20 protein-coding genes are annotated in these 22,190 nt (G+C 74.7%); 15 read left to right on the top strand and 5 right to left on the bottom strand.

Annotated features, from left to right (window positions below):
• Positions 1–63 precede the first annotated feature (63 nt).
• Together ACGFQ9_RS10880 and ACGFQ9_RS10875 are read left to right on the top strand one after the other, a co-directional pair.
• Complete coding sequence (locus tag ACGFQ9_RS10880; protein ID WP_393573371.1) at positions 64–519, top strand: hypothetical protein; 456 nt, start codon at positions 64–66, stop codon at positions 517–519.
• A 142-nt stretch (positions 520–661) separates the two neighbouring features.
• Positions 662–901, top strand: a complete 240-nt coding sequence (locus tag ACGFQ9_RS10875) for a chaplin (protein WP_393573369.1) — start codon at positions 662–664, stop codon at positions 899–901.
• A 107-nt stretch (positions 902–1,008) separates the two neighbouring features.
• Here the strand turns inward: ACGFQ9_RS10875 and ACGFQ9_RS10870 are convergent, their stop codons facing one another.
• From ACGFQ9_RS10870 to ACGFQ9_RS10855, 4 genes are all read right to left on the bottom strand, one after another.
• The gene (locus tag ACGFQ9_RS10870) at positions 1,009–1,359 is read right to left on the bottom strand and encodes a hypothetical protein (RefSeq protein WP_393573367.1); all 351 of its coding nucleotides are present in this window, start codon (positions 1,357–1,359) and stop codon (positions 1,009–1,011) included.
• Positions 1,360–1,596: 237 nt separating this feature from the next.
• Positions 1,597–2,766 (bottom strand): chaplin, encoded by a 1,170-nt coding sequence (locus ACGFQ9_RS10865; RefSeq protein WP_393573366.1) that lies wholly within the window; start codon positions 2,764–2,766, stop codon positions 1,597–1,599.
• Positions 2,767–2,897: 131 nt separating this feature from the next.
• Positions 2,898–3,131: a chaplin gene (locus tag ACGFQ9_RS10860; protein WP_393573364.1), complete on the bottom strand. Its 234-nt coding sequence runs from the start codon at positions 3,129–3,131 to the stop codon at positions 2,898–2,900.
• Positions 3,132–3,346: 215 nt separating this feature from the next.
• Positions 3,347–3,754, bottom strand: a complete 408-nt coding sequence (locus ACGFQ9_RS10855; RefSeq protein WP_393573363.1) for a rodlin — start codon at positions 3,752–3,754, stop codon at positions 3,347–3,349.
• Positions 3,755–4,029: 275 nt separating this feature from the next.
• Between ACGFQ9_RS10855 and ACGFQ9_RS10850 the strand changes: the two genes are divergently transcribed.
• The 9 genes from ACGFQ9_RS10850 (at position 4,030) to ACGFQ9_RS10810 (ending at position 15,363) form a co-directional block, all read left to right on the top strand.
• Positions 4,030–5,160 (top strand): DUF3344 domain-containing protein, encoded by a 1,131-nt coding sequence (locus ACGFQ9_RS10850; protein ID WP_393573361.1) that lies wholly within the window; start codon positions 4,030–4,032, stop codon positions 5,158–5,160.
• Positions 5,161–5,282: 122 nt separating this feature from the next.
• A complete protein-coding gene (locus ACGFQ9_RS10845; protein WP_393573359.1) occupies positions 5,283–6,449 on the top strand; it encodes a glycosyltransferase family 4 protein in 1,167 nt (388 codons plus the stop codon).
• Positions 6,446–7,966, top strand: coding sequence for an exopolysaccharide biosynthesis polyprenyl glycosylphosphotransferase (locus ACGFQ9_RS10840; protein ID WP_393573357.1), 1,521 nt, complete (start codon positions 6,446–6,448; stop codon positions 7,964–7,966). The genes ACGFQ9_RS10845 and ACGFQ9_RS10840 overlap by 4 nt, the downstream gene beginning before the upstream one ends.
• Positions 7,963–9,357 (top strand): O-antigen ligase family protein, encoded by a 1,395-nt coding sequence (locus tag ACGFQ9_RS10835; protein ID WP_393573356.1) that lies wholly within the window; start codon positions 7,963–7,965, stop codon positions 9,355–9,357. Before ACGFQ9_RS10840 ends, ACGFQ9_RS10835 begins: the two co-directional genes overlap by 4 nt.
• A gap of 248 nt (positions 9,358–9,605) precedes the next feature.
• Complete coding sequence (gene murJ / locus ACGFQ9_RS10830) at positions 9,606–11,324, top strand: murein biosynthesis integral membrane protein MurJ (RefSeq protein WP_393573763.1); 1,719 nt, start codon at positions 9,606–9,608, stop codon at positions 11,322–11,324.
• Complete coding sequence (locus ACGFQ9_RS10825) at positions 11,314–12,093, top strand: polysaccharide deacetylase family protein (RefSeq protein WP_393573354.1); 780 nt, start codon at positions 11,314–11,316, stop codon at positions 12,091–12,093. The genes murJ and ACGFQ9_RS10825 overlap by 11 nt, the downstream gene beginning before the upstream one ends.
• A 20-nt stretch (positions 12,094–12,113) precedes the next feature.
• Positions 12,114–13,283, top strand: coding sequence for a glycosyltransferase (locus ACGFQ9_RS10820; protein ID WP_393573762.1), 1,170 nt, complete (start codon positions 12,114–12,116; stop codon positions 13,281–13,283).
• A gap of 167 nt (positions 13,284–13,450) precedes the next feature.
• The gene (locus ACGFQ9_RS10815; RefSeq protein WP_393573353.1) at positions 13,451–14,224 is read left to right on the top strand and encodes a lipopolysaccharide biosynthesis protein; all 774 of its coding nucleotides are present in this window, start codon (positions 13,451–13,453) and stop codon (positions 14,222–14,224) included.
• Positions 14,221–15,363 carry a GNAT family N-acetyltransferase gene (locus ACGFQ9_RS10810; RefSeq protein WP_393573351.1) on the top strand — a complete coding sequence of 381 codons (1,143 nt, stop codon included), beginning with the start codon at positions 14,221–14,223 and terminating at the stop codon, positions 15,361–15,363. Before ACGFQ9_RS10815 ends, ACGFQ9_RS10810 begins: the two co-directional genes overlap by 4 nt.
• A gap of 23 nt (positions 15,364–15,386) precedes the next feature.
• Here the strand turns inward: ACGFQ9_RS10810 and ACGFQ9_RS10805 are convergent, their stop codons facing one another.
• Positions 15,387–16,748 (bottom strand): glycosyl hydrolase, encoded by a 1,362-nt coding sequence (locus ACGFQ9_RS10805; RefSeq protein ID WP_393573349.1) that lies wholly within the window; start codon positions 16,746–16,748, stop codon positions 15,387–15,389.
• Positions 16,749–16,897: 149 nt separating this feature from the next.
• Here ACGFQ9_RS10805 and ACGFQ9_RS10800 point away from each other — a divergent pair, with 149 nt between their 5' ends.
• The 4 genes from ACGFQ9_RS10800 (at position 16,898) to ACGFQ9_RS10785 (ending at position 22,111) form a co-directional block, all read left to right on the top strand.
• The gene (locus ACGFQ9_RS10800) at positions 16,898–18,271 is read left to right on the top strand and encodes an ATP-grasp domain-containing protein (RefSeq protein ID WP_393573347.1); all 1,374 of its coding nucleotides are present in this window, start codon (positions 16,898–16,900) and stop codon (positions 18,269–18,271) included.
• A gap of 115 nt (positions 18,272–18,386) precedes the next feature.
• Positions 18,387–19,667, top strand: a complete 1,281-nt coding sequence (locus tag ACGFQ9_RS10795; protein WP_393573345.1) for an NAD(P)-binding domain-containing protein — start codon at positions 18,387–18,389, stop codon at positions 19,665–19,667.
• A 12-nt stretch (positions 19,668–19,679) separates the two neighbouring features.
• Entirely contained in the window at positions 19,680–19,976 is a 297-nt protein-coding gene (locus ACGFQ9_RS10790; protein WP_393573343.1) for a hypothetical protein, read from the top strand.
• A 68-nt stretch (positions 19,977–20,044) separates the two neighbouring features.
• Positions 20,045–22,111, top strand: coding sequence for a SpoIIE family protein phosphatase (locus ACGFQ9_RS10785; RefSeq protein ID WP_393573341.1), 2,067 nt, complete (start codon positions 20,045–20,047; stop codon positions 22,109–22,111).
• Positions 22,112–22,190 lie beyond the last annotated feature (79 nt).

Here is a 22,190-nt window from a genome sequence, read left to right as displayed (position 1 = left end):
GTCCCCCGGGCTGCGGGGGTCCCCTGCTGGTCCGCTCCCGCACGTCCCACAGAAGGAACTCCCATGCATCCCAAGAAGGCGACTCGCATCCTCGTCCCCTCCGCCCTCGCCGCCGCCATACTCTTCGGCGGGGCCGCCCCGGCGAGCGCCATCGACGCGGAAGAAGCCCGTTCCCACCGGGCGGCGGCCGCGGCCGGACCGATCGACGACCTGGTGAACGGCCTTCTCGAGGCCATCAAGGGGCTGCTGCCGCCCGGCATCTCGCTCCCCTCGATCAGCATCCCGGAGATCAAGCTCCCGGAGATCAAGCTGCCCGAGATCAAACTGCCCGATCTCGGGATCCCCGGCCTGGAACTGCCGGAGATCCCCGGGGTGGAGATCCCCGAGATCCCGGGCCTGACCCCGCCGGAGCTGCCGGCCCCCGGCACTCCGGTCGAGACCGTGCCGGAGGTCCCCGGCGTCGAGATCCCCGACATCCCGGCGATCCCCGACGTCAACATCCCGGTGAGCGCGCGGTAACGCCGGATCCGGGCCGCGGTTACGGCCGTTGAGCTGAACAGGTCGCATCGCGGCCCGGACCGTGTCGTCCGGGGGAGTGGACCGTTTCGATCGATGTGAGCCCCGGATCGGGGCAGAACGTCGAAGAGAAGGTGTGCTCCTCATGAAGACTGCCAAGAAGGCCGTCGTGGTCCTGGCCTCCGCCGGTCTCGCCGCTGCCGGTGCCGCGGGTTCCGCCGTCGCCGACTCCTCGGCCGAGGGCGGTGCCTACGGTTCCCCCGGCGTGCTCTCGGGCAACGTGGTCCAGGCTCCGATCCACGTGCCGGTCAACGTCTGCGGCAACACCGTCAACGTGATCGCGCTGCTGAACCCGGCGTTCGGCAACACCTGCGTCAACGCCTGACCCGTAGGACTCCGGGCCAAGCGGCCCAACCACTGTGGGCGCCACCGGCATCGCCGGGGCGCCCACAGTGCTGTCGGGGGGCGGCGTCCCGGGGACGCCCGCCCGGCTCAGCCCTTGCTGCCGCCGTTGACGTTCAGCCCGCCCAGCATGGGGACGACCTGGCCGGCCACGTTGGCCTTCTCCGCCAGCTGCCCGGGGCCTACGGCGTTGCGGGTCTTGTTGACCTCCTGGACCGTTCCGAGCACCTTGCCGACCTGCCCGTTCTGCGTGGCCAGGTCGTCGCCGACGTGCTGGACGGGGTTCTCCAGAACGGGCGCCAGCGCGTTCGCGGCCTCGGTGACCCCGCCGTTGAGGCTCATCTGGGGCGCGGGGCCGGCGGCGAAGGCGGAGCCTGACGCGGATGCCGCCAGCGCGGCGACGGAACCGGCGACGGCGACGGCGACCTTCGAGTACTTCATCGTCGAAATCCTTTTCCAGTGACGACCCTCGCGCCACTATCGCCTTGGACAACGATGTGGCATGGCTGCGGAAACTCTGTGGTCACCGCTTTTCGAACGGCGGGGGACCGAACGGCGTCGGCCGGAGAATCCGTGGTGGATTCTCCGGCCGCTTATTTTCCGATCAGTCGATACGCGCCAGTTGATGCGTGGTCAGCCGATGTGTGGTCAGCCGATGCGCGGTCAGCCGATGCGCGGTCAGTCGATTCGGGACCGCCGGTACAGGATGGCGCCGCCGAGCAGCAGGGCCGAGGCGAGTGCGGCCATGGCCTCCACGGATCCCGCGCCGGTCTCGGCGAGCACCGGAGCGGTGACCGGGGCGGGGGCGGGCGCCGGCATCGGAGACGGTGCGGGCGCCGGAGCCGGAACGGGCTGCGGGGCCGGGGCGGGCGCGGGCAGCGGGGCCGGCACCGGGAGGTCCCCGGCGGGAACGGCGGGCGGCTGGTCCACGGCCGGGGCGGGCGGACGTACGGCCTCGGAGGCGGGCGGGACGACCATGCTGCCGCGCGGCGGGGCGGGCGGTGCCTCGTCCTCGACCGGAGCGGGCGCGGGCAGCGGGACCGGGGCGGGCGCGGGCGCCGGGAGGGTGACCGGCGGGGCCTCCTCGTGGACCGGCGCCGGGGCGGGCATCGGCGCGGGGGCCTCCGGCTGTGGCGGCGTGGCCGGCCGGGGGGCCGGGGCCGGGTGCTCCGCCTGGGGCCTGGGCTCGGGCTTCGGCTCGGGCCGCGGCTCCGGCTTGGGCTTCGGGGGGACGTGCTGCGCCGGCGGGGCCGGCGGGTGGTCGTCGCAGTCCTCGTCGTGGCCGCCGTAGCCGCCGCCCTGGCCGTGCCGGCCGCCCTGGCCGTGGTCCTGGTGGTCCGGCCGCGACTCCTCGCGCGGCTGCTCATGGCGGGGCTGCTCGTGGCGGGGCTGCTCGTGGCGCGGCTGTTCGTGCCGCGGCTCGTGCCGGGGTTCCTGGCGCGGCACATGGCGGGGCGGTGCCTCGTGCGAGGGGCCGTATCCGCCGCCGTGCCCCTCGCGCTCCTCCAGGTAGCGCTCGAAGGCCTCGGCGTGCTCCGGGCTGAGGTAGCGCCGGTAGTCGTGGTCGTCCTTCGGGCCGGAGTGCCCGCCGGTGTCGGTGACGCAGGTGTTGCCGAAGGACGGGTTGAGCGCCGCTCCCGCATCCACCGAGTTGCCGCACAGGTTCGGCGAGAAGGTGATCGGCGCCGAGACGCTGTTCCCCGAGAGCACACCGGGGGAGTGCGAGGCCTCGGCGGTCGCTCCGGGGCTCGCGTACGCCGCCCCGCCCGCGATCGACAGCAGACTCGACGCCGCCGCGGCCGTGAGCACCCCCTTGCCCAGTACCTGTCGGCTGAGTACCTGTCGCATGGGTCCTTCCCTGTCTACCGGCGCCACGGCCGGTGCTGAATCGAAGGTGGCCCCGGAGTGCACCGCCGTGCACTCCGAGGCCACCCCGAGGAGGTTTGCCCTTGCGGGCGAGGGCGCTGGCCGGCGCCTGGTCAGGCGTTGACGCAGGTGTTGCCGAAGGCCGGGTTCAGCAGCGCGATCACGTTGACGGTGTTGCCGCAGACGTTGACCGGCACGTGGACCGGAACCTGGACCACGTTGCCCGAGCCGACGCCGGGGGAGCCGACGGCGTGGGCACCGGCGGCGGAGTCGGCCATGGCGGGGGCGGCGGCACCGGTGGCCATCAGAACACCGGCGCCGAGGACGACTGCCTTCTTGTACTTCATTTGTTTTCGATCCTTCCCGCAGTGACGTTTGCCGCTGCAGATATAACAACGAGCCGTGCCGGAAAAGGAAACCGCGCATTTCTCGGGGCTCCGAGTGCATTCACTCGATTGCCGGTCGGGCCCGTCGGGTCCGGGAATTCGTTATTCGTGAAGGGTTTGCCACGCGGCGAGGCCGCCGCCCCGGAAAGGTGCGGCGGCCTCGGCGTGGCGTGCGGTCAGCTGCCGGAGGAGAGGTTGCCGGAGAGGACCGGGATGTTCTGCAGGATGTGCGAGAGCGGCTCGTCGCCCTTGATCTGGTTCGAGTTCTCGACACACTGCTGGTTCTGCGGCGCGGAGAGGACCGGGATGTCCTGGACGCCGACGTTGACCAGGGCCAGCACGGACTGGACGTTGGCCTTGGCGGGCAGACCGATGCACGGCTTGTTGAACGAGCCCTGGATGAGCGCCATCTGCGGGCTCATCGCGCCGTGGGTCTCCTGGTTGCCGTAGACCTGCGCGGCACCGTTGCCGTTCACGTTGGTGTTGGTTTCGTTCCCGATAGCCATCGCCTGCGGAGCCATGGCCGCGCCCATGCCCACGACGGAGGCGGCGACTGCCGCCGTGGCCATCATCTTCTTGATCACTGTCGTCCCTTTTCTGCAGGATTGCCCGGTACAGGAGCATCCGGAACAACGGTCCGGTCCCGGTTCGGGTTGCGAGGCTTCACCCGGATGTCGTCCTCGGGTGAGCGCGTTGACGGCCGGTTGTTCGCAGCTGCCGAACGCGGTGCACCTCCTTAACGACACGCCGCTCGTAAGGGTGCGCACCGTCCCCCAAAAGGCCGTACGAGCGAGTCCGGCGTGATTTCGGGCTCGATTTCTGACAAAGTGCGGAACCTGTTTCATCCCAATGCGTCCCAATGATCGAAAATGGTGACAGGGTCATGGGTTCCTTCCGCCGAATCCTCGGCGCACTCGGTCTGATCTCGTCCCTCGCTCTTTCGTTCAGTGCACCCGTGGCCGGCGCGGCAGCCGTTCCGGCGGTGAAGGAATTGCCCCGGATCCCGTTCACCCAGCGTTATCAGGCGGTGCAGCACGGCGGGCTCGTCCGGGCCTCGAACTCCGGGATCGGCTGCCGTCGGGAGGAGGAACCGGGCGCCGCCTCGTGCGCGGAGGTCAAGCGGGGCGCGGCGGGGGTCAACAGCGAGTACGAGATGTTCTACAGCGAGGTCGACAAGGACCCGGACACCTACAACTCGACCCGGGCCGAACTGCGGATCCCCGCGGGCGCGAAGGTCTCCTACGCCCGGCTGTACTGGGGCGGGAACCTGCGGGTCGGCGAGCAGAAGCCGCCGGAGGACAACGGCCGGGTGCTGGTCGCGGAGCCGGGCGGGGCGTACAAGGACGTGCTGGCCGACACCGTGATCGGGCACCGGACGGACGCGGGCAGTGACGCGTACCAGGCGTCCGCCGACATCACCCCGATGGTCCGCAAGGGCGGTGCCGGGATGTGGACCGTGTCCCAGCTGAACATCGCCATGGGGCATTCGGAGGTGGGTGCCTGGGGCGGCTGGACCCTGGTGGTGGCCTACCGGCACCCGGACGAGCCGCTGCGGCGGATCTCGCTCTGGGACGGGTTCGAGGCGCCGGCCGCCGGTGCGGGGAAGGCGGCGGCCGTTCCGGCCGTGGAGATCACCGGGCTGGACGTGCCGGTCCGGGGGGCGGGCAAGGCGGGGGTCGTCGGGTACGACGGGGACCGCGGGACCCGGGGGGACTCACTCACGGTGACGGCGGACGGTGGCCGCCGGATCGGTCTCGGCAATGCCGCAAACCCATCTGATGATGTGATGAATTCGACGATCACGGAATTCGGAAACGCCGGGTTCCGCCGCCAGCCCGAACACGTGAACAACCTGGGATACGACGCGGACGTGTTCGACCTCGGCCCCGCGCTGTCCGCCGGAGCCCGCAGCCTCACCTTCGCGTTCGCGGGCGAGACCCGGGGCCACTTCCTCGGTGTGCTCTTCGTCCAGACGGACGCCCGCTCCTGAAAGGCGATCACCGTATCGCCGATCACACATTCCTGATCCCACACCCCTGAAAACGCACGGGGACCACGGAGGGCCTCTTCGCCGTGTCGTCAGATCATGCGCCGTTCCATGCGCCGTTCCATGTGCCGGACCATCCGACCGTCTTCCATCTCGTCCAGCCCGTGGAGGGCGGCGTCGCCCGGGTCGTCACCGACCTAGTCCGCGCCCAGACCTCCGCCGGCCTGCGCACGGTCGTCGCCTGCCCGCGCACCGGCCGCCTCGCCGAGGACGCCCGGGCCGCCGGGGCCGAGGTGCTGCCCTGGCGGGCCGTACGCGCGCCGGGCCCCGGGCTGGCCCTGGAGGCGGCGGCCGCCGCCCGGCTGATCCGCCGGGTCCGTCCGCACCTGGTGCACGCGCACAGCGCCAAGGCCGGACTGGCCGGCCGGCTCGCCGTGCGGGGCACCCTGCCCACGGTCTTCCAGCCGCACGCCTGGTCCTTCGACGCGGTCGGCGGCACCACGGCCGCACTCGCCCTCAGATGGGAGCGGTTCGGGGCTCGTTGGGCCGACCGGGTGCTCTGCGTCAGCGAGGCCGAACGGCGCGCCGGGGAGTCCGCCGGGATCGCCGCCCGCTGGGCCGTCGTACGCAACGGAGTGGACCTGGACCACTTCCGCCCCGGCGGGCCCGACCCGGAGCGGGACAAGGAGGCCGCCCGGGCCGCGCTGGCGCTGCCCGCCGCCCTCCGGGACGGCGGCCCGCTGGCCGTATGCGTGGGCCGGGTCTGCCAGCAGAAGGGCCAGGACGTGCTGCTCCGTGCCTGGCCGGAGGTGCGGACCGCCGTTCCCGGCGCCCGGCTCGCGCTGGTCGGCGACGGCCCCGACGTCGAACGGCTGCGCCGGACCGCACCGCACGGGGTGGTCTTCGCGGGAGCGGCCGCGGACATCCGACCGTGGCTTCGGGCCGCCGATCTCGTTGTACTGCCGTCGCGCTGGGAAGGCATGGCGCTCGCTCCGCTGGAAGCCATGGCCTGCGGCCGGCCGGTCCTGGTCTCCGACGTCAGCGGGGCCCGGGAGAGCCTGCCGCCCGGCCAGGGACGGCTCTGCCTGGTACCGCCCGAGCAGCCGGCCGCCCTGGCCGAGGCCCTGAGCGGACTGCTCGCCGAACCGCGCCTGCTCGACGAGCTGGGGCGGCAGGCGCAGCAGCACGCCCGGACCGAGTTCGACGTCCGGCGGACCACGGACGAGGTCACCGGGCTGTACCAGGAACTGCTGGGCCGCGAGCCCATGAACCAGGAGCGCAACAGCCGATGACGATGGACAGCGCACACGCACCGCACCCGGGGCGCGGCGGCAACCGGCCCGCCACCGCGGTCCGCCGTTCGGTGCTCCCGATCCACCCGCCGCGCGGTCCCAGGGCCGACCAGGCCCGTCCGGCCGTCCGGCCGCAGCGCGTCCGCCGGCACGGCGGCGCCGCCCCGCTGGTCACCGCCGACGCCCTGGCCGCCGTACTGGCCACCGCCGTCACCGCCGGGGCCGGTGCGGGCCTGCCCCTCGGAGCGGCCGCGCCGCTCGGCGTCCTGCTCGCCGTACCGGCCGTCGCGCTGGCCGCGCAGGGCGGGCTGTACCGGCCGCGGCTCGCGCCCTCCGCGCTGTTCGAACTGCCCGCGCTGGCCGGGCGGGCGGCCGTCCTGTGGTGCGCGGTCGCCGCGGTCGCCGCGGCCGCCGACCCCGCCGCCGTCCTCGGCTGGGGCGCCCTCCTGACCGCCGTCTGCCTGCAGACCGTGCTGGCCTGCGCCGGGCGCGGGGCGGTCCACCTGCTGCGCCGGCGTGCGGCCGTACGCCGGCCGCGGTCCGCGCTGGTGGTCGGCCCCGGGACCGGGGCGGGCGCGGTGGCCGCGGCCCTGCACGTCCGCCCCGAGTACGGGCTGCGGCCGGTCGGGCTCGCGGACACGGGGACGGCCCCGGCCGGGGCGGAGCCCGGGGCGCTGCCGCTGCTCGCCACCCACGAGGACGTCCGCCGCGCGGTGATCCAGAACTCGGTGCGGGACGCGGTGTTCACCCGCCCGCCGGAGGCCGACGAGCGCACCGCCTCGCTGGTCAGGCTGTTCCACGACCACGGCTGCCGGCTCTGGCTGGCCGACCCGGCCGGCACCGCCAAGATCACCGGCATGCGGGTGGCGCACCCCGCCGACCAGCTGTGGGGCTTCGCCGTGCAGCCGCTGCTGCCCCGGCCCGCCCGGACGGCGGAGCGCTGGGTGAAGCGGGCCGTCGACACCGTCCTCGCGGCCCTCGCCCTGCTCGCCGCGGCACCGGTGATGGGCCTGTGCGCGCTGGCCGTACGGCTGTCCGACGGTCCTGGGGTGATCTTCCGTCAGGAGCGGGTCGGCCTCTACGGGCGCCCGTTCACGCTGCTGAAGTTCCGCACCCTGCGCCCGGCGAACGAGCACGAGTCGGCGACCCGCTGGACGGTCGCGAACGACCACCGGATGAGCACGGTCGGCTCCCTCCTGCGGAAGTCCTCGCTGGACGAGCTGCCACAGCTGTGGAACGTGGTCCGGGGTGACATGAGCCTGGTCGGTCCGCGCCCCGAACGGCCCTTCTTCGTCGCGAAGTTCTCCTCGCTGCACCCCGGCTACGAGGCACGGCACCGGATGCCGGTCGGGATCACCGGGCTGGCGCAGATCAACGGGCTGCGCGGGGACACCTCCATCGAGGACCGGGCCCGCTTCGACAACCACTACATCGACACGTGGTCGCTCTGGCAGGACCTGTGGATCCTGACCCGCACCGCCGCGTCGTTCTTCCGATTCCGGCTGGGGGGAAGTTGAGCACGGTCCTCGCCGCGCCCGCGGCGCCGACGGGCCCGCCGCCGACGGGCCCGTCGCGGCCCCGTCCCGGTCTCCGGGCGGTGCTGCGCCGGGACTGGCCGCTGCTGCCGCTCGCGGCCACCGTCCTGCTGCTGGTCGCCCCGCTGCCGGCCGGTGACGTCACCGCCTCCGGCAAGGTCACCCCGGCCGACGCGGCCTCGCTGCTGATGGTGGCGGTCTGCGCGGTGCGCGTGCTGCGCGGGGAGACGGGCCGGCTGAGCCCGCTCGGCGCGCTGGTGCTGGGCGTGCCGGCGGTGGGCCTCGCGGTGGCCACCGCCACCGCCGGTGACCCGTACGCCGCACTGCCCGGCTTCGTGCGCTACCTGCAGGTGTTCGTGCTGGTGCCGGCCGCGGTGCTGCTGCTGGTGCGCGACCCGCGGCAGTTCCGGCTGGCCACCGGGTGCTTCGTGGTGCTGGCGCTGGTGCAGGGCGCGGTCGGGGTGGTCCAGTACGCGACCGGGACCGGGGCCTCGTACCAGGGCGAGGACATCCGCGCCGTGGGCACCTTCGGGCCCGGTGACGTCATGGGCATGGCCACGGTGGTCGCCTACGGGCTGATCGCCGCGACGGCGGTGGCGCTCGCGCCCGGCAGCGGGCGGCGGGCCCGGCGGGCCGCCACGGCCGCGGCACTGCTGCTGGTGGTGCCGCTGGTGCTGTCCTTCAGCCGGGGCGCGTGGATCGCGACGGCCGTCGCGGGGCTGGCGGTGATGCTGCTCGCGGGCATCCGGCGGGCGCTGAAGACACTGGTGGCGCTGACCGCCGCCGGGGTCGTCCTGGTGGGCGGCTTCGGCGTCGGCTCCGAGATGGTGGCCGAGCGCCTCACCTCCATCACGCAGGTGACCGGCGCGCCCGACCAGTCGGTGACGGACCGGTACACGATGTGGGCGGCGGCCTCCTCGATGTGGCGCGAGCGGCCGGCCACCGGGGTCGGGCTCAAGGGCTTCCCGGCGCACCGGGACGGGCACTCCTCGCTGGGCCTGTCCTCGGGCAGCGACACCGCCGGCGCGGGCCGCGGGTACCTCCGGCAGCCGCTGCTGTCCCCGCACAACATGTACCTGCTGGTGCTGAGCGAGCAGGGACTGATCGGCCTGGTGGCGCTGGCGGGCGGCTGGGCGGCGCTGCTGGTGGCCGGGATCCGCCGGGCCCTCGTCCGGAACGCCGCGCCCGCCGCGGCCCGGGACTGCGGACTGATCGCGGTCGGGCTGCTCGTCTGGCAGACCACCGACTTCCTGTACGCCGACATCGGCGGCCCGTCCACGGTGCTGACCGGTGTGATCGTCGGCCTGGCGGCCTGGTGGGCCGTCGGCTCAGGCCCGGGCGCGGCCGCCCATGAGGGTGCGGCCGGCCGGTGACGGATACCACGCCCTGGCGGCCCGCAGCCGCGGCGAACGGACTCGCCGCGGCTGCGGGCCGTCCGACGACACCGCCGGAGCGGGACACCCCGCCGGACGGTGCCTCCGCCGCGCCCCTCCCGCCCCTCCCGCCCCTCCCATCTCTCCCGTCTCTCCCATCCCTCCCGCCGCTCCCGCCCGTCCCTGCCGTCCCGGCCGGCGCGCGGGCGTCGGTCCTGCGCGCGGGCCGGGCCCCGGCGGAATCACGGCTGTGCGTGGCGGGGCCCGCCGAAGACGCGCCCGAGGGCGCCGGACGCCCGCCGGGCGGCGGGGAACAGCCGGGCCCGGCCGGCCCGCAGGGTGCCGCACCGCTGGGACGGTTCCTCGCCAAGGCCGCGGCGGTCACGGCGGGACTGACCGCCGCCGGAGCGGTGTTCGGACTGGTACGCGACCAGACCATCGCCCACCTGTTCGGCGCCGGGCACGACAGCGACGCCTTCCTGATCGCCTGGACCGTCCCCGAGATGGCGTCCACGCTGCTCATCGAGGACGCCATGGCCCTGCTGATGGTGCCGGCGTTCAGCCATGCCCTGACCCGCCGGTCCGCCGCCAGGGCGGCCGGGCTCAGCCGCAGGGAGGCCCGGGAACGGGACCCGGTGCGGCTGCTGGTCGGGGCCACCCTGCCGCGCCTGCTGGTGTTCCTCGCCGCGGTCGCCGCCCTGCTCGTGGTGGCCGCGCCCCTCGTCGTCGGGGTGCTCGCCCCCGGGCTGCCCGACCCGCGACTGGCCGTGCAGTGCACCCGGCTGACCGCCCTGACCGTGCTCACCTTCGGCGTGGCCGGCTACTTCAGCGCCGCCCTGCGGGCGCACCGCTCCTTCCTGCCCCCGGCCGCGATCTACGTCTCGTACAACATCGGCATCATCGGCACGATGGTGGCCCTGCACCAGCTGTGGGGGGTGCGGGCCGCCGCCCTCGGTGTGGCCTGCGGCGGGCTGCTGATGGTGCTCGTGCAACTCCCCGCGTTCATCCGCAACGTCGGCTTCGGACTGCCGGGCAGGCGTCGCGCCGGCCGGGACCGGCGCGACCGCGACCGGCGCGCCCGCGACCGGGACCGGCCCACGCTGATCGCCTTCGGGATGATCGCCCCGGTCATCCTCTTCGCCGTGTTCCGGCAGTCCCAGGTCCTCGTCGAGCGCTTCCTCGCGGCCTCGCTGCCGTCCGGCGCCATCTCGCACCTCAACTACGCGCAGAAGGTCGCGCAGATGCCGATGGTGCTGTCCCTGATGATCTGCACCGTCACCTTCCCCGTGGTGGCCCAGGCCATGGCCGGCGGCGAACGCGAGAAGGCCCGGCGGAGGGTCGAGCAGGACCTCGCGCTCGCCTCCCTGGCGGTCCTGATGGGCACCGCCCTGGTCATCGGCTACGCCCCGCAGATCATCCAGGTGCTGTTCGAGCGCGGCGCGTTCACCCGGGAGGACACCCTGGCCACCGCCGCCGTGATGCGGGTCTACGGCCTGGGCCTGCTCGGCCACTGCCTGGTCGGCGCACTGTCCCGGCCGTTCTTCTCCGCCGCCCGCCCCACCTGGTTCCCCGCCCTGGCCATGGGCGCCGGACTGCTCGTCAACATCGTCGCGGGCGCCTTCGCCGCGGGCTGGTGGGGCACGTACGGCATCGCCGCCGCCAACGCCGCGGGCATCTCCACCACCGCCGCACTGCTCCTCACCGGCCTCGGCTCCCGGATCATCGCCATCCAGGTCCGCCGGGTCGCCATCAGCCTGGGCCGGCTCTCCGTCGCCGCCGCCGCGGCCTGCGCCACCGGCTGGCTGGCCGGGCCGATGATCCCCGACCCGCTGCTCAGCGCCGCCCTCGGCTGCCTCCTGATCCCGGCCATGTTCGCTGCCACCGGCATGGCCATAAGGGCGCTCGAAGTGACCGCCCTGCCCGCCCAGATCCTCCAGCTCACCTCGAGGTTCCGCCATGTTCGCTGACACCGACACGGCTCCGCCCGCCGCACCGGACCGGTCCGGGCGGCGCACCGCCGCGCCCTGGGTCCTCATGTACCACTCCGTCCACGAGTTCACCGATCCCGCCGAGGATCCGTACGGGATCACCGTCACGCCCCGCGCCCTCGACGCCCAGCTGGGCTGGCTGCGTTCGCGCGGTCTGCGCGGGGTGTCCGTCGGGGAACTGCGCCGGGCCCGCAAGGTCGGTCGCGGCGCCGGACTCGTCGGCCTCACCTTCGACGACGGCTACACCGACTTCCTCACCCAGGCGCTGCCGCTGCTGAAGCGGCACGGCTGCAACGCCACCCTGTTCGTGCTGCCCGGCCGGCTCGGCGTGGACAACGTGTGGGACCCGCTGGGGCCGCGCAAGTCCCTGCTGTCCGCGGAGGGCATCCGCGCGGCGGCCGCGGCCGGAGTGGAGATCGGCTCGCACGGCCTGCTCCACCGGCACCTCACCACCTGCGCCGACGGCGAGCTCCAGCAGGAACTGCGGGGCAGCCGCGACCTCCTGCGCGAGCTGACCGGCCGGCTCCCGGAAGGCTTCTGCTACCCCTACGGCAGCATCGACCGCCGGGTGGTCACCGCCGCCCGGGCGGCCGGGTACGACTACGCCTGCGCCATCGTGCCCGGCCGGCTGTCCGGCCCGTACGCCATGCCCCGCACCCACGTCAGCCAGGCCGACGGGCCCGCCCGGCTGCGGGTCAAACGGCTCCGCCACCAGGTACGGGAGCTGCGCCGGACGGTGTTCCCGTGAGGCCCGGCGGTCCGGCGGCCATGGTGGGCTCGGTGAGCTCGGCCAAGGCCCTGCACATCATCACCGGACTGGGCGTCGGCGGCGCCGAGCAGCAACTGCGGCTGCTGCTCCGGCACCTGCCGATGCAGTGCGACGTACTGACCCTGACCAATCCGGGCCCGGTTGCCGACGGGCTGCGCGCGGACGGCGTCCGCGTGGTCCACCTCGGCATGCACGGCAACCGCGATCTGCGGGCGCTGCCCCGGCTGGTCAGGTTCATCCGGCGGGGCGGCTACGACCTGGTGCACACCCACCTCTACCGGGCCTGCGTGTACGGGCGGCTGGCGGCCCGGCTCGCCGGGGTGGGCGCCACCGTCGCCACCGAGCACTCCCTCGGCGAGGCCGAGATCGAGGGCCGCCCGCTGTCCGGCGGGGTGCGGGCGCTCTACCTGGCCAGCGAACGCCTCGGCGCGGCCACCGTCGCCGTGTCCGACACGGTGGCCACGCGGCTGCAGGGGTGGGGGGTGCCCGCCGCCCGGGTGCACGTGGTCCCCAACGGCATCGAGGCCGTCCGGTTCCGCTTCGACCCGGAAGTGCGGCGGGCCACCCGGGCCCGCACCGGGCTTCCCGAACGGGCCTTCGTGGTGGGCGGGGTCGGCCGGCTGGTGCCGGGCAAGCGGTTCGACGCACTGGTCCGGGCGGTGGCCGCGTTGCCCGGGGCGCACCTGCTGCTGGCCGGCGACGGACCAGAGCGTCCGGCGCTGCGCCGGCTGGCCGCCGAACTGGGCGCCCAGAACCGTATCCACCTGCTGGGCGAACGGGACCCGCTGGGCGACAGCGCGGACGGGCGGACACCCGGCATCCCGGCGCTGCTGGCAGCGATGGACGTGTTCGTGTCGCCCTCGAAGGAGGAGGCGTTCGGGCTGGCGGTGGTCGAGGCGCTGGCCGCAGGGCTGCCGGTGCTGCACGTGACCTGCCCGGCCATCGACGACCTGCCCGCTGCCCAGGCGCCCGGTGCCCGCCGGATCGGCACCGGCACCGAGGAGCTGGTCGCGGCGCTGCGCGGGCACATGGAGGCCGGCGCGACCCGGCTCCCGCCGCCCCCGGTGGTGCGCCGCTACGACATCAGCCGCAGCGCGGAGCAACTGCTGGGCGTCTACGCCCAGGCGCTGACCCGGACCCGCCCGCCGGGGGTGCCGGCACAGGTCTGAGCGGCCCCGGGCCACCGCCGCCCGCACCCGGTGCGCGCGCACGGGTGCGGCCGGACCGGCCCGCGGACGGACGGATGAACCGGCGAACAGGCGATCGCGCGAACAGGTGAACGCGCGGACAAGCGAACAGACGTGGACCGCGAGCACACGAGGAAGTGAGTACCGAGATGGCCGATACCTCCGACCACCAGCAGGCCGCGGGACCGGACGGACCCCCGTCCCGGGCCGGACGCCGCAAGGGCGGCCCGCGCGGACCGCGGGGCCGCCTGTTCCCGCCGCCCGCGTGGTGGCCGCTGCCCGCCTGCGCCCTGCTCGGGCTGGCGGCCGGCGGCGCGTACGGGCTGCTGGCGACCCCCGAGTACGCCGCCACCAGCTACGTCGTCGCGGTGCCGGACGACACCACCGACCCGGCCACCGCCCTGGGGTTCGCCCAGGCGTACGCCCGGATCGCCACCGGCCCCGCGACCCTCGCCCAGGCCCGGCAGAGGGCCGGGGTCGACGCCCGGAAGCTGAGGACCCAGGTACGGACGGAGACCTCCCCCGAGTCCCCGATGATCGCGATCACCGGTACCTCGACCCGCCCGGCGAAGGCCGCCGACATCGCCAACGCGGTCGCCGACGCGCTGACCCTGAGCGGCAACCAGGCCGCGAAGAACACCGGCGTACGGCTGCTGCTGTTCAGCCAGGCCGTGGCGCCCACCGAGCCCGCCTCCCCGTCCGCCCCGATCAGCGGCGCCGTGGGGCTCTGCGCGGGCGGGCTGGCCGGCGGGCTGTGGCTGCTGGCCCGGCCGGGCGCCCGGCGCCGTACGGAGGACCGGACCGCGCCCGGTGCGCCCGCCGCGCCCGCGGAGGCCGGGCCCGCCGCGGTGTACGCCTCGCTGCCGGCCCAGGGCGAGGCCGCCGGTGCCGCACCCGCGCGGGAGAAGGAGCGGGCGCGATGACCACAGGCTCCGCCGGGGCCCTGACGGTGACGCTGTGCCGCGACCCCCGGCAGTTCGCCGCGCTGGAGGAGCCCTGGAACCGGCTCGTGCGCGCCTGTCCCAGCGCCACCCCCTTCCAGAGCCACGCCTGGCTGCACTCCTGGTGGCTGTCGTACGGCAGGGACGGGCGGCTGCGCATCGTGCTCGTGCGGCGCGGCGGCGAACTGGTGGGCGCGGCACCGCTGATGCTCGTGCACCGGCCGATGCCGCTGCTGGTCCCGCTGGGCGGCGGGATCACCGACTACTCCGACGTGCTGGTGGACGCCGGGCACGCCGGGGACGTGCTGCCCGCGCTCGCCCGGGGACTGCACCGGGCTGCCCGGGGCGCGGTGGTGGACCTGCGCGAGGTCCGGCCGGGGGCCGCGGCCGAGCGGCTGTACGGGATCTGGGAGGGGGCGCGCGTCAGGCTGGCCGACTCGGCCTGCATGGAGCTGCCGGTGCTGCCCTTCGACGAGCTGGTCAAGCGGATGCCGACGGCCGGGGCGCAGCGGGTGCGCGCCAAACTGCGCAAGGCCGACGCGGCCGGGCTGGAGGAGCGCGAAGTCACCGAGCACGAAGTGCCGCGCGCGGTGCGGTCCCTGCTGCGGCTGCACGAGAAGCAGTGGCGCGGCCGCGGGGTGACGCCGGAGCACCTGAAGCCGAGGTTCGCCGAGCACCTGACCCGGGCGACCCGGCGGATGGTGCGCAGCGGGCAGGGCCGGCTGACCGAGTTCCGGCTGGACGGGAAGGTGGTCGCGGCCAACGTGACCCTGCTGTCGGCGGGACTGAGCGGCGGGTACCTGTACGGCGCCGACCCCGAACTGCGCGCCAGGAAGGTGGACGTGGCCTCGGTGCTGCTGCGGCACGAGGCGCAGCGGGCGCTGGCGGACGGCCGGGAGGTGGTGAGCTTCCTGCGCGGGACGGAGCCGTACAAGAACCACTGGCGGCCGGAGGTGGTGGTCAACCAGCGGCTGCTGCTGGCCACGGCGCCGCTCGCGCCCCTGCTGCGGCTGCACGAGTCGCAGGTGACGGGACGCGAGCGGGCGGTCGGTGCGCTCCGGGAGGCCCTGCCGGCCGCCCGGGACTGGCGGGCCCGGCTGAACGAGCTGCGGGTCCGGTGACCGTCCGGTGCCCGCGGCCGCGCCTAGAACGGCCAGGTCCAGTCGAACTTCATGCAGAAGGACTTCTGGCCGACCAACTGGCCGAGCCAGTCGCCGAAGCTGAGCGGGAGGCACCACTCGGTGCTGTTGACCGGCGGGCGCGGGCCCGGGGGGGTGGGGTCCGGGCTCGGCTCGGGCCAGGGCCAGGGCCGGGGCACGTCGGGGGTCGGGTCGACGGGGGAGGGCTTGGGCACGTCGGGGGTCGGGTCGACGGGGGAGGGCTTGGGCACGTCGGGCGTCGGGTCGACGGGGGAGGGCTTGGGCACGTCGGGCGTCGGGTCGACGGGGGACGGCTTGGGCACGTCGGGGGTCGGGTCCGGGCTCGGGACGTCGGGGGAGGGCTCCGCCGGCGTCGGCACCGGCCGCGGCATCGGCGTCAGCGCGTCGCGGAACACCTTCGCGGACTGCGGGTTCGCCGTGCACTGCCACACGCCGTGCGGGCAGTAGTCCGTGATGGTGTGGTAGAGCGGCTTGTGCTGGTCGAACCACTGCAGCATGCGCCGCATGTACTCGGGGTTGTCCCCGTAGCGGAACAGCCCCCATTCCGGGTACGAGATCTGCTTGCCGTGTGCTTTCGCGAAGTCGACATGGTCCTGGAGCCCGTACGGCTGGGTGACCATCTCGTCGAAGGTGCGGCCGGGCGCCTGGTCGTAGGAGTCCATCCCGATCACGTCGACGACGTCGTCCCCGGGGTAGCAGCGGTCCCAGCCGATCGCGTCCGTGCCGCGGCTGGGGGCGAAGTCGAAACGGAACTCCTGGCCCGGCACGGACCGCATCGCCGTGACGATCCGCCGCCAGTACCGCTTCCAGTTCTCCGGGTCGGGCGCGCACCGGTGGGTGTAGGTGACGCCGTTCATCTCCCAGCCCAGCACGATCACCGTGTCCGGGACGCCGAGGTCCACCAGCCGCTGGGCCAGTGCCTTGAAGTGCTGGTCGTAGTAGCCCTGGGCGCCCGCCCGGATCAGCTGGGCCACCTGGTGGTCCGGCACCCGGGACTCGTTGCGCTCCTGCATGGGCACGTTGAGGACGAACAGCCGGTCCGGGTCGGCCCGGCGCCACGCGGCCCAGTCCTCCAGGAAGTCCGGCGCGCCCTCGATGTTCGACCACCGGTCGCCGGGGAGGTACGTGTGGCCGACCCGGATCTCCTGGCCGCCGAGCCAGCGCGACAGCTCGGTGATGCGGGCCACTCCCTCCGGCCCGTAGTCCAGGTACGCGCCCATCGCGACGCCGGTCTCGCCGGAAACCTCCTGCTCCGGTGCCGCGAAGGCGGCACCGGAGGCGAGCAGCAGCCCTGCCGTGACGGTGCCGATGCCGGCACTGGCCACTCTGCGGCGCGGTCTGGGCATGGCGTCTCCCGGGATTCCCGAATCGGTGTGCTTGCACACGACGTTAGGCATCTCATCCGATGAATGGCCTGTCCGATGCCCGGCTGGTAGGCCATTCGCATCTGCGCACGCCCTCCGCTTGGTCCGACTAGGTGAAAGACCCCGTTCCCATGCACGTGTTCACCCCGCAAGTGCCCGCCGTCCTCCTCCGGCTCGACCGGAACCCCTTCCACCACGGGACGCTCGGCGCGGTCCGCTCCCTGGGCCGCCGGGGCGTGGAGGTCCACGCGGTCGTGGAGGCCGGGGGCGGGCCGGTGGGCCGTTCCCGGTACCTGCACGCGGTCCATGCCGGTCCGTCAGGTCCGGCAGGCCTGCTCGACTGCCTGACCGGGGTCTCGGAGCGGATCGGCCGGCCGGCGGTGCTCGTCGCGATGGACGATCTGAGCGCGATCGAGGTGTCCCGGATGGCGGCCGGGCTGGAGGGCCGGTTCCGGATCCCGCACCAGCCCGACGGGCTCCCCGAGCGGGTCGCCGACAAGGCCGAACTCGCCCGGCTCTGCGACCGCTTGGACGTGCCCCACCCGGAGACGGTGGTGCCGGGAAGCGCGGCGGAGGTCACCGAGGCCGTGTGGCGGCTGGGCCTGCCGGTCGTGGCGAAGTGGAGCCGTCCCTGGCTGCTGCCCGCCGGCGGTGGTCTGCGCAGCACCACCCTGGTGCGCTCGGGGGCGCAGGCCCGGGAGCTGTACGAGCGGTCGGCGGAGGCGGGCAGCCGGCTGCTGCTCCAGCGGTTCCTGCCGGCCGGCCCGGACACCGACTGGTTCTTCCACGGCTGCTTCACCCGGGGCGGGCGTCCGCTGCTCACCGGGTCGGGCCGCAAGGAGCTCTCCTGGCCGGTGCGCACGGGGCTGACGGCGGCGGGGCGCTGGCTGCCCGACCCGGCGGTGGAGGAGGCGGGCCTGCGGCTCGCCGAACAGCTGGGCTACCAGGGGATCCTGGACCTGGACTTCCGCCGGGACGAGCACGGCCGCTTCCGGCTGGTCGACTTCAACCCGCGGCCCGGCGCGCAGTTCCGGCTGTTCACGGAGGCCTCCGGGCTGGACGTGGTGCAGGCGCTGTACCTGGACCTGACCGGGCAGGGCGGACCGGCCCGGCCGGCCGGGCGGCGGGAGCGTACGGGCGGGCCGGGCGGGCCGGGCCGGACCTTCGTGGTCGAGAACTACGCCCTGCTGGCGGTGCTGCGGGGGGCCCGGCCGCCCGCCCGGCCGCCGGGTCCGGCGGGGGGCGGGACCGAGACCGCCTGGTTCGCGGCCGACGACCCCGCGCCCTGTCTGGCGATGGGCGCCGCCTTCCTGGGGCGCGGCGTACGGAAGGGAGCGCGCGGACTGTGGAACGCGCTGCGGGGCGTCCCCGCGCGCGGCCGCCGCACGGCGCGCTCCGTGGTCCGCGCGCCCCGTCAGCGCGACCGGGACGGTGATCTGGCGGACCTGCCCTCCCCGGCCGCCGGGGCCTCCGCGGAGCCGGACGGACTCGTTGCCCGCCGATAGGGGCCGGCCCGTGTTCCCGGGGGATTCACACGGCAGGGGGTCACTCGGGCGAGGGATGTGCAGCCGTGCCGGAGTGAACGGGAGGCCCGCACGGAAGGGGAGAAGCGTGACGCACATGGACGATCTCCTGGTAATCGGCGCAGGGCCGTACGGACTGTCGATCGCCGCCCACGCGGCCGGGGCCGGACTGGGCGTCCGGGTGCTCGGCCGGCCGATGGCCTCCTGGCGTGACCACATGCCCGAGGGCATGTACCTCAAGTCGGAGCCCTGGTCGTCCGACCTGTCCGCGCCCGGCGGCCGCCACACCCTCGCCGAGTACTGCCGGACCCGGGGGATCACGGCCGGGCACGGAAGTCCGCTGCCGATCGGCACGTTCAGCGCGTACGGGCTGTGGTTCGCCCGGCAGGCCGGGCCGGAGGTGGAGGAGCGGACCGTCACCACGGTGACCCCGCACGGCACCGGCTTCCGGATCGGTACCTCCGACGGCGGGGTGCTGTACGCCCGTACGGTCGCCCTGGCCGTCGGCGTGATGCCGTTCGCCAACCTGCCGGCCCTGCTCGCCGGCCTGCCGCCCGGGCACGTCTCGCACAGCAGCGCCCACCGCGACCTCGGCCGCTTCGCCGGGGCGGACGTCGCCGTGCTGGGCGCCGGCCAGGCCGCGCTGGAGACCGCCGTGCTGCTCGCCGAGTCCGGGGCCCGGCCCACCCTGGTGGCCCGCAGGCACCGGCTGAACTGGAACACCGTCCCGCAGCCGCTGCACCGCCCGCCGCTGCGGGCCCTGCGCGCCCCGCACAGCGGCCTCGGCACCGGCTGGCGCAGCTGGGCCTGGTCCGAGCTGCCCTGGGCGGTGCGCCGGCTGCCGGCCGCCACCCGCGAGCGGATCGCCGCCACCGCACTGGGCCCGGCCGGGGCCTGGTGGCTGCGCGAGCGGTTCGAGGGGCGGGTCCCCGCCCTGCTGGGGCACGACCTGCACCGGGCGGTGCCGGCGGGTACGCGCACCCGGCTCGGGCTCACCGCCCCCGGCGGCGCGTCCGTCGTCCTGGACACCGAGCACGTGATCGCCGCGACCGGCTTCACCCCGGACCTGGCGCGGCTGGGCCTGCTGGACGCCGGGCTGCGCGCGGGCCTGCGCACGGTGGGGCGGAGCCGCACGCCCGAGCTGACCGCCCTGTTCGAGTCCTCGTACCCGGGATTGTTCTTCGCGGGCCTGCTGACGGCTCCCTCGTTCGGCCCTTCCATGCGATTCGTGCACGGCGCGGGCTTCACTGCGGGGAAACTGGTAGCAGGAGTCCGCCGGCGTCTCGGCGCCCGGGTCCCGCAGCCGGGTCGGCCCGGGTGGCGGCGGACGGCGGACGGCCAGGACGATCTGGACGACCTGTCGACGGTGCAGCGGTGAGAGGGGTCCGTGATGAGCCGGGAGCGAGCACAGGGACGCGGCTGGGTCCGCATTCCCGCGAGCCGGGCGGAGCAGCCGGCGGCGCCCGCCCCGGGTCCCCCGGGGACGGTCCACGGCCCCGCCCCCACCCCCGCGTACCCCCAGGACCGGGCCCGTACGGCCGGTCCCTTCCCCTCCGCGCCGGTGACCGGTCCCGCGATCTACCTGTCCCTCGTCGAGCGCTGGCGAGAGGCCGGGCGCACCCTTCCGGGGCATCCTGACGAGGAGTGGGAGCGGCTGATCTCGCAGCCGTACTGGCCCGGCCCCTGACAGACCGGCCCCTGACAGACCCGGCCCCTGGAAGACCCGGCCCCTGACAGACCCCGAGGTGGTGCCCCATGGCAGCGGAGGCGGACGGTGCGCCGGGCCAGGGCGCGGTCACCGGCCCCGGTGAGCGGCTGGCCCTCAACGGGATGGGCAGCTTCGAATGGGACCTCGCGACCGGACGGGTGGTCGTCGACCCGTCCGGGATGGTGGTCTTCGACCTCACCCCCGAGGAGTTCGACGGCACCCCCGAAGGGCTGGGCCGGCACATCCCCGGCGAGGACGCGGTCCGGCTCGGCGAGGTGGCGCAGGCCGCGCTGGAGGGCGGGGAGCAGTCGTACGGCGCGTACTTCACCGTGCTCCGGCGGGACGGCGTACAGCAGTGGTCGCACACCCAGGGCCGGATCATCCGCGACGGGGACGGCACGGCCCGGCGGATCGTCGGGGTGGTCCGGGACGCCCGCGCCGAGCTCGCCCACTCCGAGCTGCTGCGGAAGCTGGAGTCGGCCCGGGCCAAGCAGACCACGATCGTCCAGCGGACCACCGAGGCGCTGTCCCGGGCGGTCACCGTGGACGACGTCACGGCCGTGCTGACCGGGGCGGGGGCGCTGGAACGGCTGGGCGCCGACGGACTGGCGCTGGGCCTGGTGGAGAACGGCGCCATGAAGATCATCGCGCTGAGCGGGGAGTCCCTGGACATCCTCAACGAACGGCGGTTCACGCGGCTGGAGGACGACATCCCGCTGTCCCGGGCGGTGATGACCCGCAAGGCACGGTTCGTCACCTCCATGGACGAGCTGGCGCGGGAGTTCCCGACCATCGAGCACTACCTGCGGGCCATCGTCTTCGACGCGGCCGCCTACCTGCCGCTGATCGCCCAGGCGAAGGCGATCGGCGGGCTGGTGCTCTTCTACCGGCGGCGCGGCGAGTTCACCCCGGAGGAGCGCAACCTGACCCTGGGACTCGCCGGCATCGTCGCCCAGTCCCTGCAGCGGGCGCTGCTCTTCGACCAGGAGCGGGAGTTCGCGACCGGCCTGCAGGCGGCCATGCTGCCGCGCCGGATCCCGGACATCAGCGGCGGTGAGATCGCGGTCCGGTACCACTCGGCGTGGAGCGGGCGGGAGGTCGGCGGGGACTGGTACGACGTGATCGCGCTGCCCCGGGACCGGGTCGGGATCGTGGTGGGGGACGTCCAGGGGCACGACACCCACGCGGCGGCGATCATGGGCCAGCTGCGGATCGCGCTGCGCGCCTACGCGGGGGAGGGACACCCGCCGTCCACGGTGCTCGCCCGCGCGTCCCGGTTCCTGGCGGAGCTCGACACGGAACGTTTCGCCACGTGTACGTACGCGCAGGTGGACCTGGAGACCGGCGGCGTACGGGCGGTCCGGGCGGGCCACCTGGGGCCGCTGATCCGCCACACCGACGGCCGCACCGGCTGGCCCAACCTGCGCGGCGGCCTGCCGCTGGGCCTCGCCTCGTCCTTCGCACAGGAGGACTTCCCCGAGACCCGGCTGGACCTCGTGCCCGGCGAGACACTGGTGCTGTGCACGGACGGGCTGGTGGAGGAGCCGGCCGAGTCGATCACGGCCGGCATGGACGCGCTGGCGCACGCGGTGCGGACCGGCCCGCAGGAGGCGGGCGCGCTGGCGGACCACCTGCTCGACCGGCTGTGGGAGCGCTGGGGCTCCGGCGACGACGTGGCCCTGCTGGTGCTGCGCCGGGCCCCGGACCCGGGTACCCACCGGGCTCCGCGGATCCACCAGTACGTGCACCAGGCCGATCCGGAGGGGCTGTCCGAGGCCCGCTACGCGCTGCGCCAGGCCCTGCGGGACTGGGGCATGCCGGCGCTGGCCGACGACGTGGAGCTGGCGGCCGGGGAACTGCTGGTCAACGCCCTGCTGCACACGGACGGCGGTGCGGTCCTGACCATGGAGGTGCTGCCGGAACCGGTCCGCAAGGTCCGGCTGTGGGTGAAGGACAGGTCCAGCGTGTGGCCGCGCCGGCGCACCCCGGGCGAGGCGGCGACCACCGGGCGCGGGCTGCTGCTGGTGGACGCGCTGGCATCGCACTGGGGTGTGGAGTCTCGGGGCGACGGCAAGGCGGTGTGGTGCGAGTTCGACGCCCCGGCCCCGGCGTAGACGTGTTGTCCCGGGACGTCGGTGACACGAGTGGACGCATCCGCTTGTGCGCGGCCGACGGTGGCCTGAGCATCTGGCC

It is taken from the genome of Streptomyces sp. NPDC048603 (genome assembly GCF_043199475.1).
Classification (GTDB): Bacteria; Actinomycetota; Actinomycetes; order Streptomycetales; family Streptomycetaceae; genus Streptomyces.
Note: the sequence above shows the minus strand (reverse complement) of the source record. Positions and strands in the feature narration are given on the sequence as shown.

Coding starts and splice junctions, on each gene's coding strand:
- ACGFQ9_RS10875 (WP_393573369.1), top strand. CDS start 662: ATGAAGACTGCCAAGAAGGCCGTCGTGGTCCTGGCCTCCGCCGGTCTC.
- ACGFQ9_RS10860 (WP_393573364.1), bottom strand. CDS start 3,131: ATGAAGTACAAGAAGGCAGTCGTCCTCGGCGCCGGTGTTCTGATGGCC.
- ACGFQ9_RS10880 (WP_393573371.1), top strand. CDS start 64: ATGCATCCCAAGAAGGCGACTCGCATCCTCGTCCCCTCCGCCCTCGCC.
- ACGFQ9_RS10865 (WP_393573366.1), bottom strand. CDS start 2,766: ATGCGACAGGTACTCAGCCGACAGGTACTGGGCAAGGGGGTGCTCACG.
- ACGFQ9_RS10785 (WP_393573341.1), top strand. CDS start 20,045: ATGGCAGCGGAGGCGGACGGTGCGCCGGGCCAGGGCGCGGTCACCGGC.
- ACGFQ9_RS10790 (WP_393573343.1), top strand. CDS start 19,680: ATGAGCCGGGAGCGAGCACAGGGACGCGGCTGGGTCCGCATTCCCGCG.
- ACGFQ9_RS10815 (WP_393573353.1), top strand. CDS start 13,451: ATGGCCGATACCTCCGACCACCAGCAGGCCGCGGGACCGGACGGACCC.
- ACGFQ9_RS10810 (WP_393573351.1), top strand. CDS start 14,221: ATGACCACAGGCTCCGCCGGGGCCCTGACGGTGACGCTGTGCCGCGAC.
- ACGFQ9_RS10850 (WP_393573361.1), top strand. CDS start 4,030: ATGATCGAAAATGGTGACAGGGTCATGGGTTCCTTCCGCCGAATCCTC.
- ACGFQ9_RS10870 (WP_393573367.1), bottom strand. CDS start 1,359: ATGAAGTACTCGAAGGTCGCCGTCGCCGTCGCCGGTTCCGTCGCCGCG.
- ACGFQ9_RS10820 (WP_393573762.1), top strand. CDS start 12,114: ATGGTGGGCTCGGTGAGCTCGGCCAAGGCCCTGCACATCATCACCGGA.
- ACGFQ9_RS10795 (WP_393573345.1), top strand. CDS start 18,387: ATGGACGATCTCCTGGTAATCGGCGCAGGGCCGTACGGACTGTCGATC.
- ACGFQ9_RS10800 (WP_393573347.1), top strand. CDS start 16,898: ATGCACGTGTTCACCCCGCAAGTGCCCGCCGTCCTCCTCCGGCTCGAC.
- ACGFQ9_RS10825 (WP_393573354.1), top strand. CDS start 11,314: ATGTTCGCTGACACCGACACGGCTCCGCCCGCCGCACCGGACCGGTCC.
- ACGFQ9_RS10805 (WP_393573349.1), bottom strand. CDS start 16,748: ATGCCCAGACCGCGCCGCAGAGTGGCCAGTGCCGGCATCGGCACCGTC.
- ACGFQ9_RS10840 (WP_393573357.1), top strand. CDS start 6,446: ATGACGATGGACAGCGCACACGCACCGCACCCGGGGCGCGGCGGCAAC.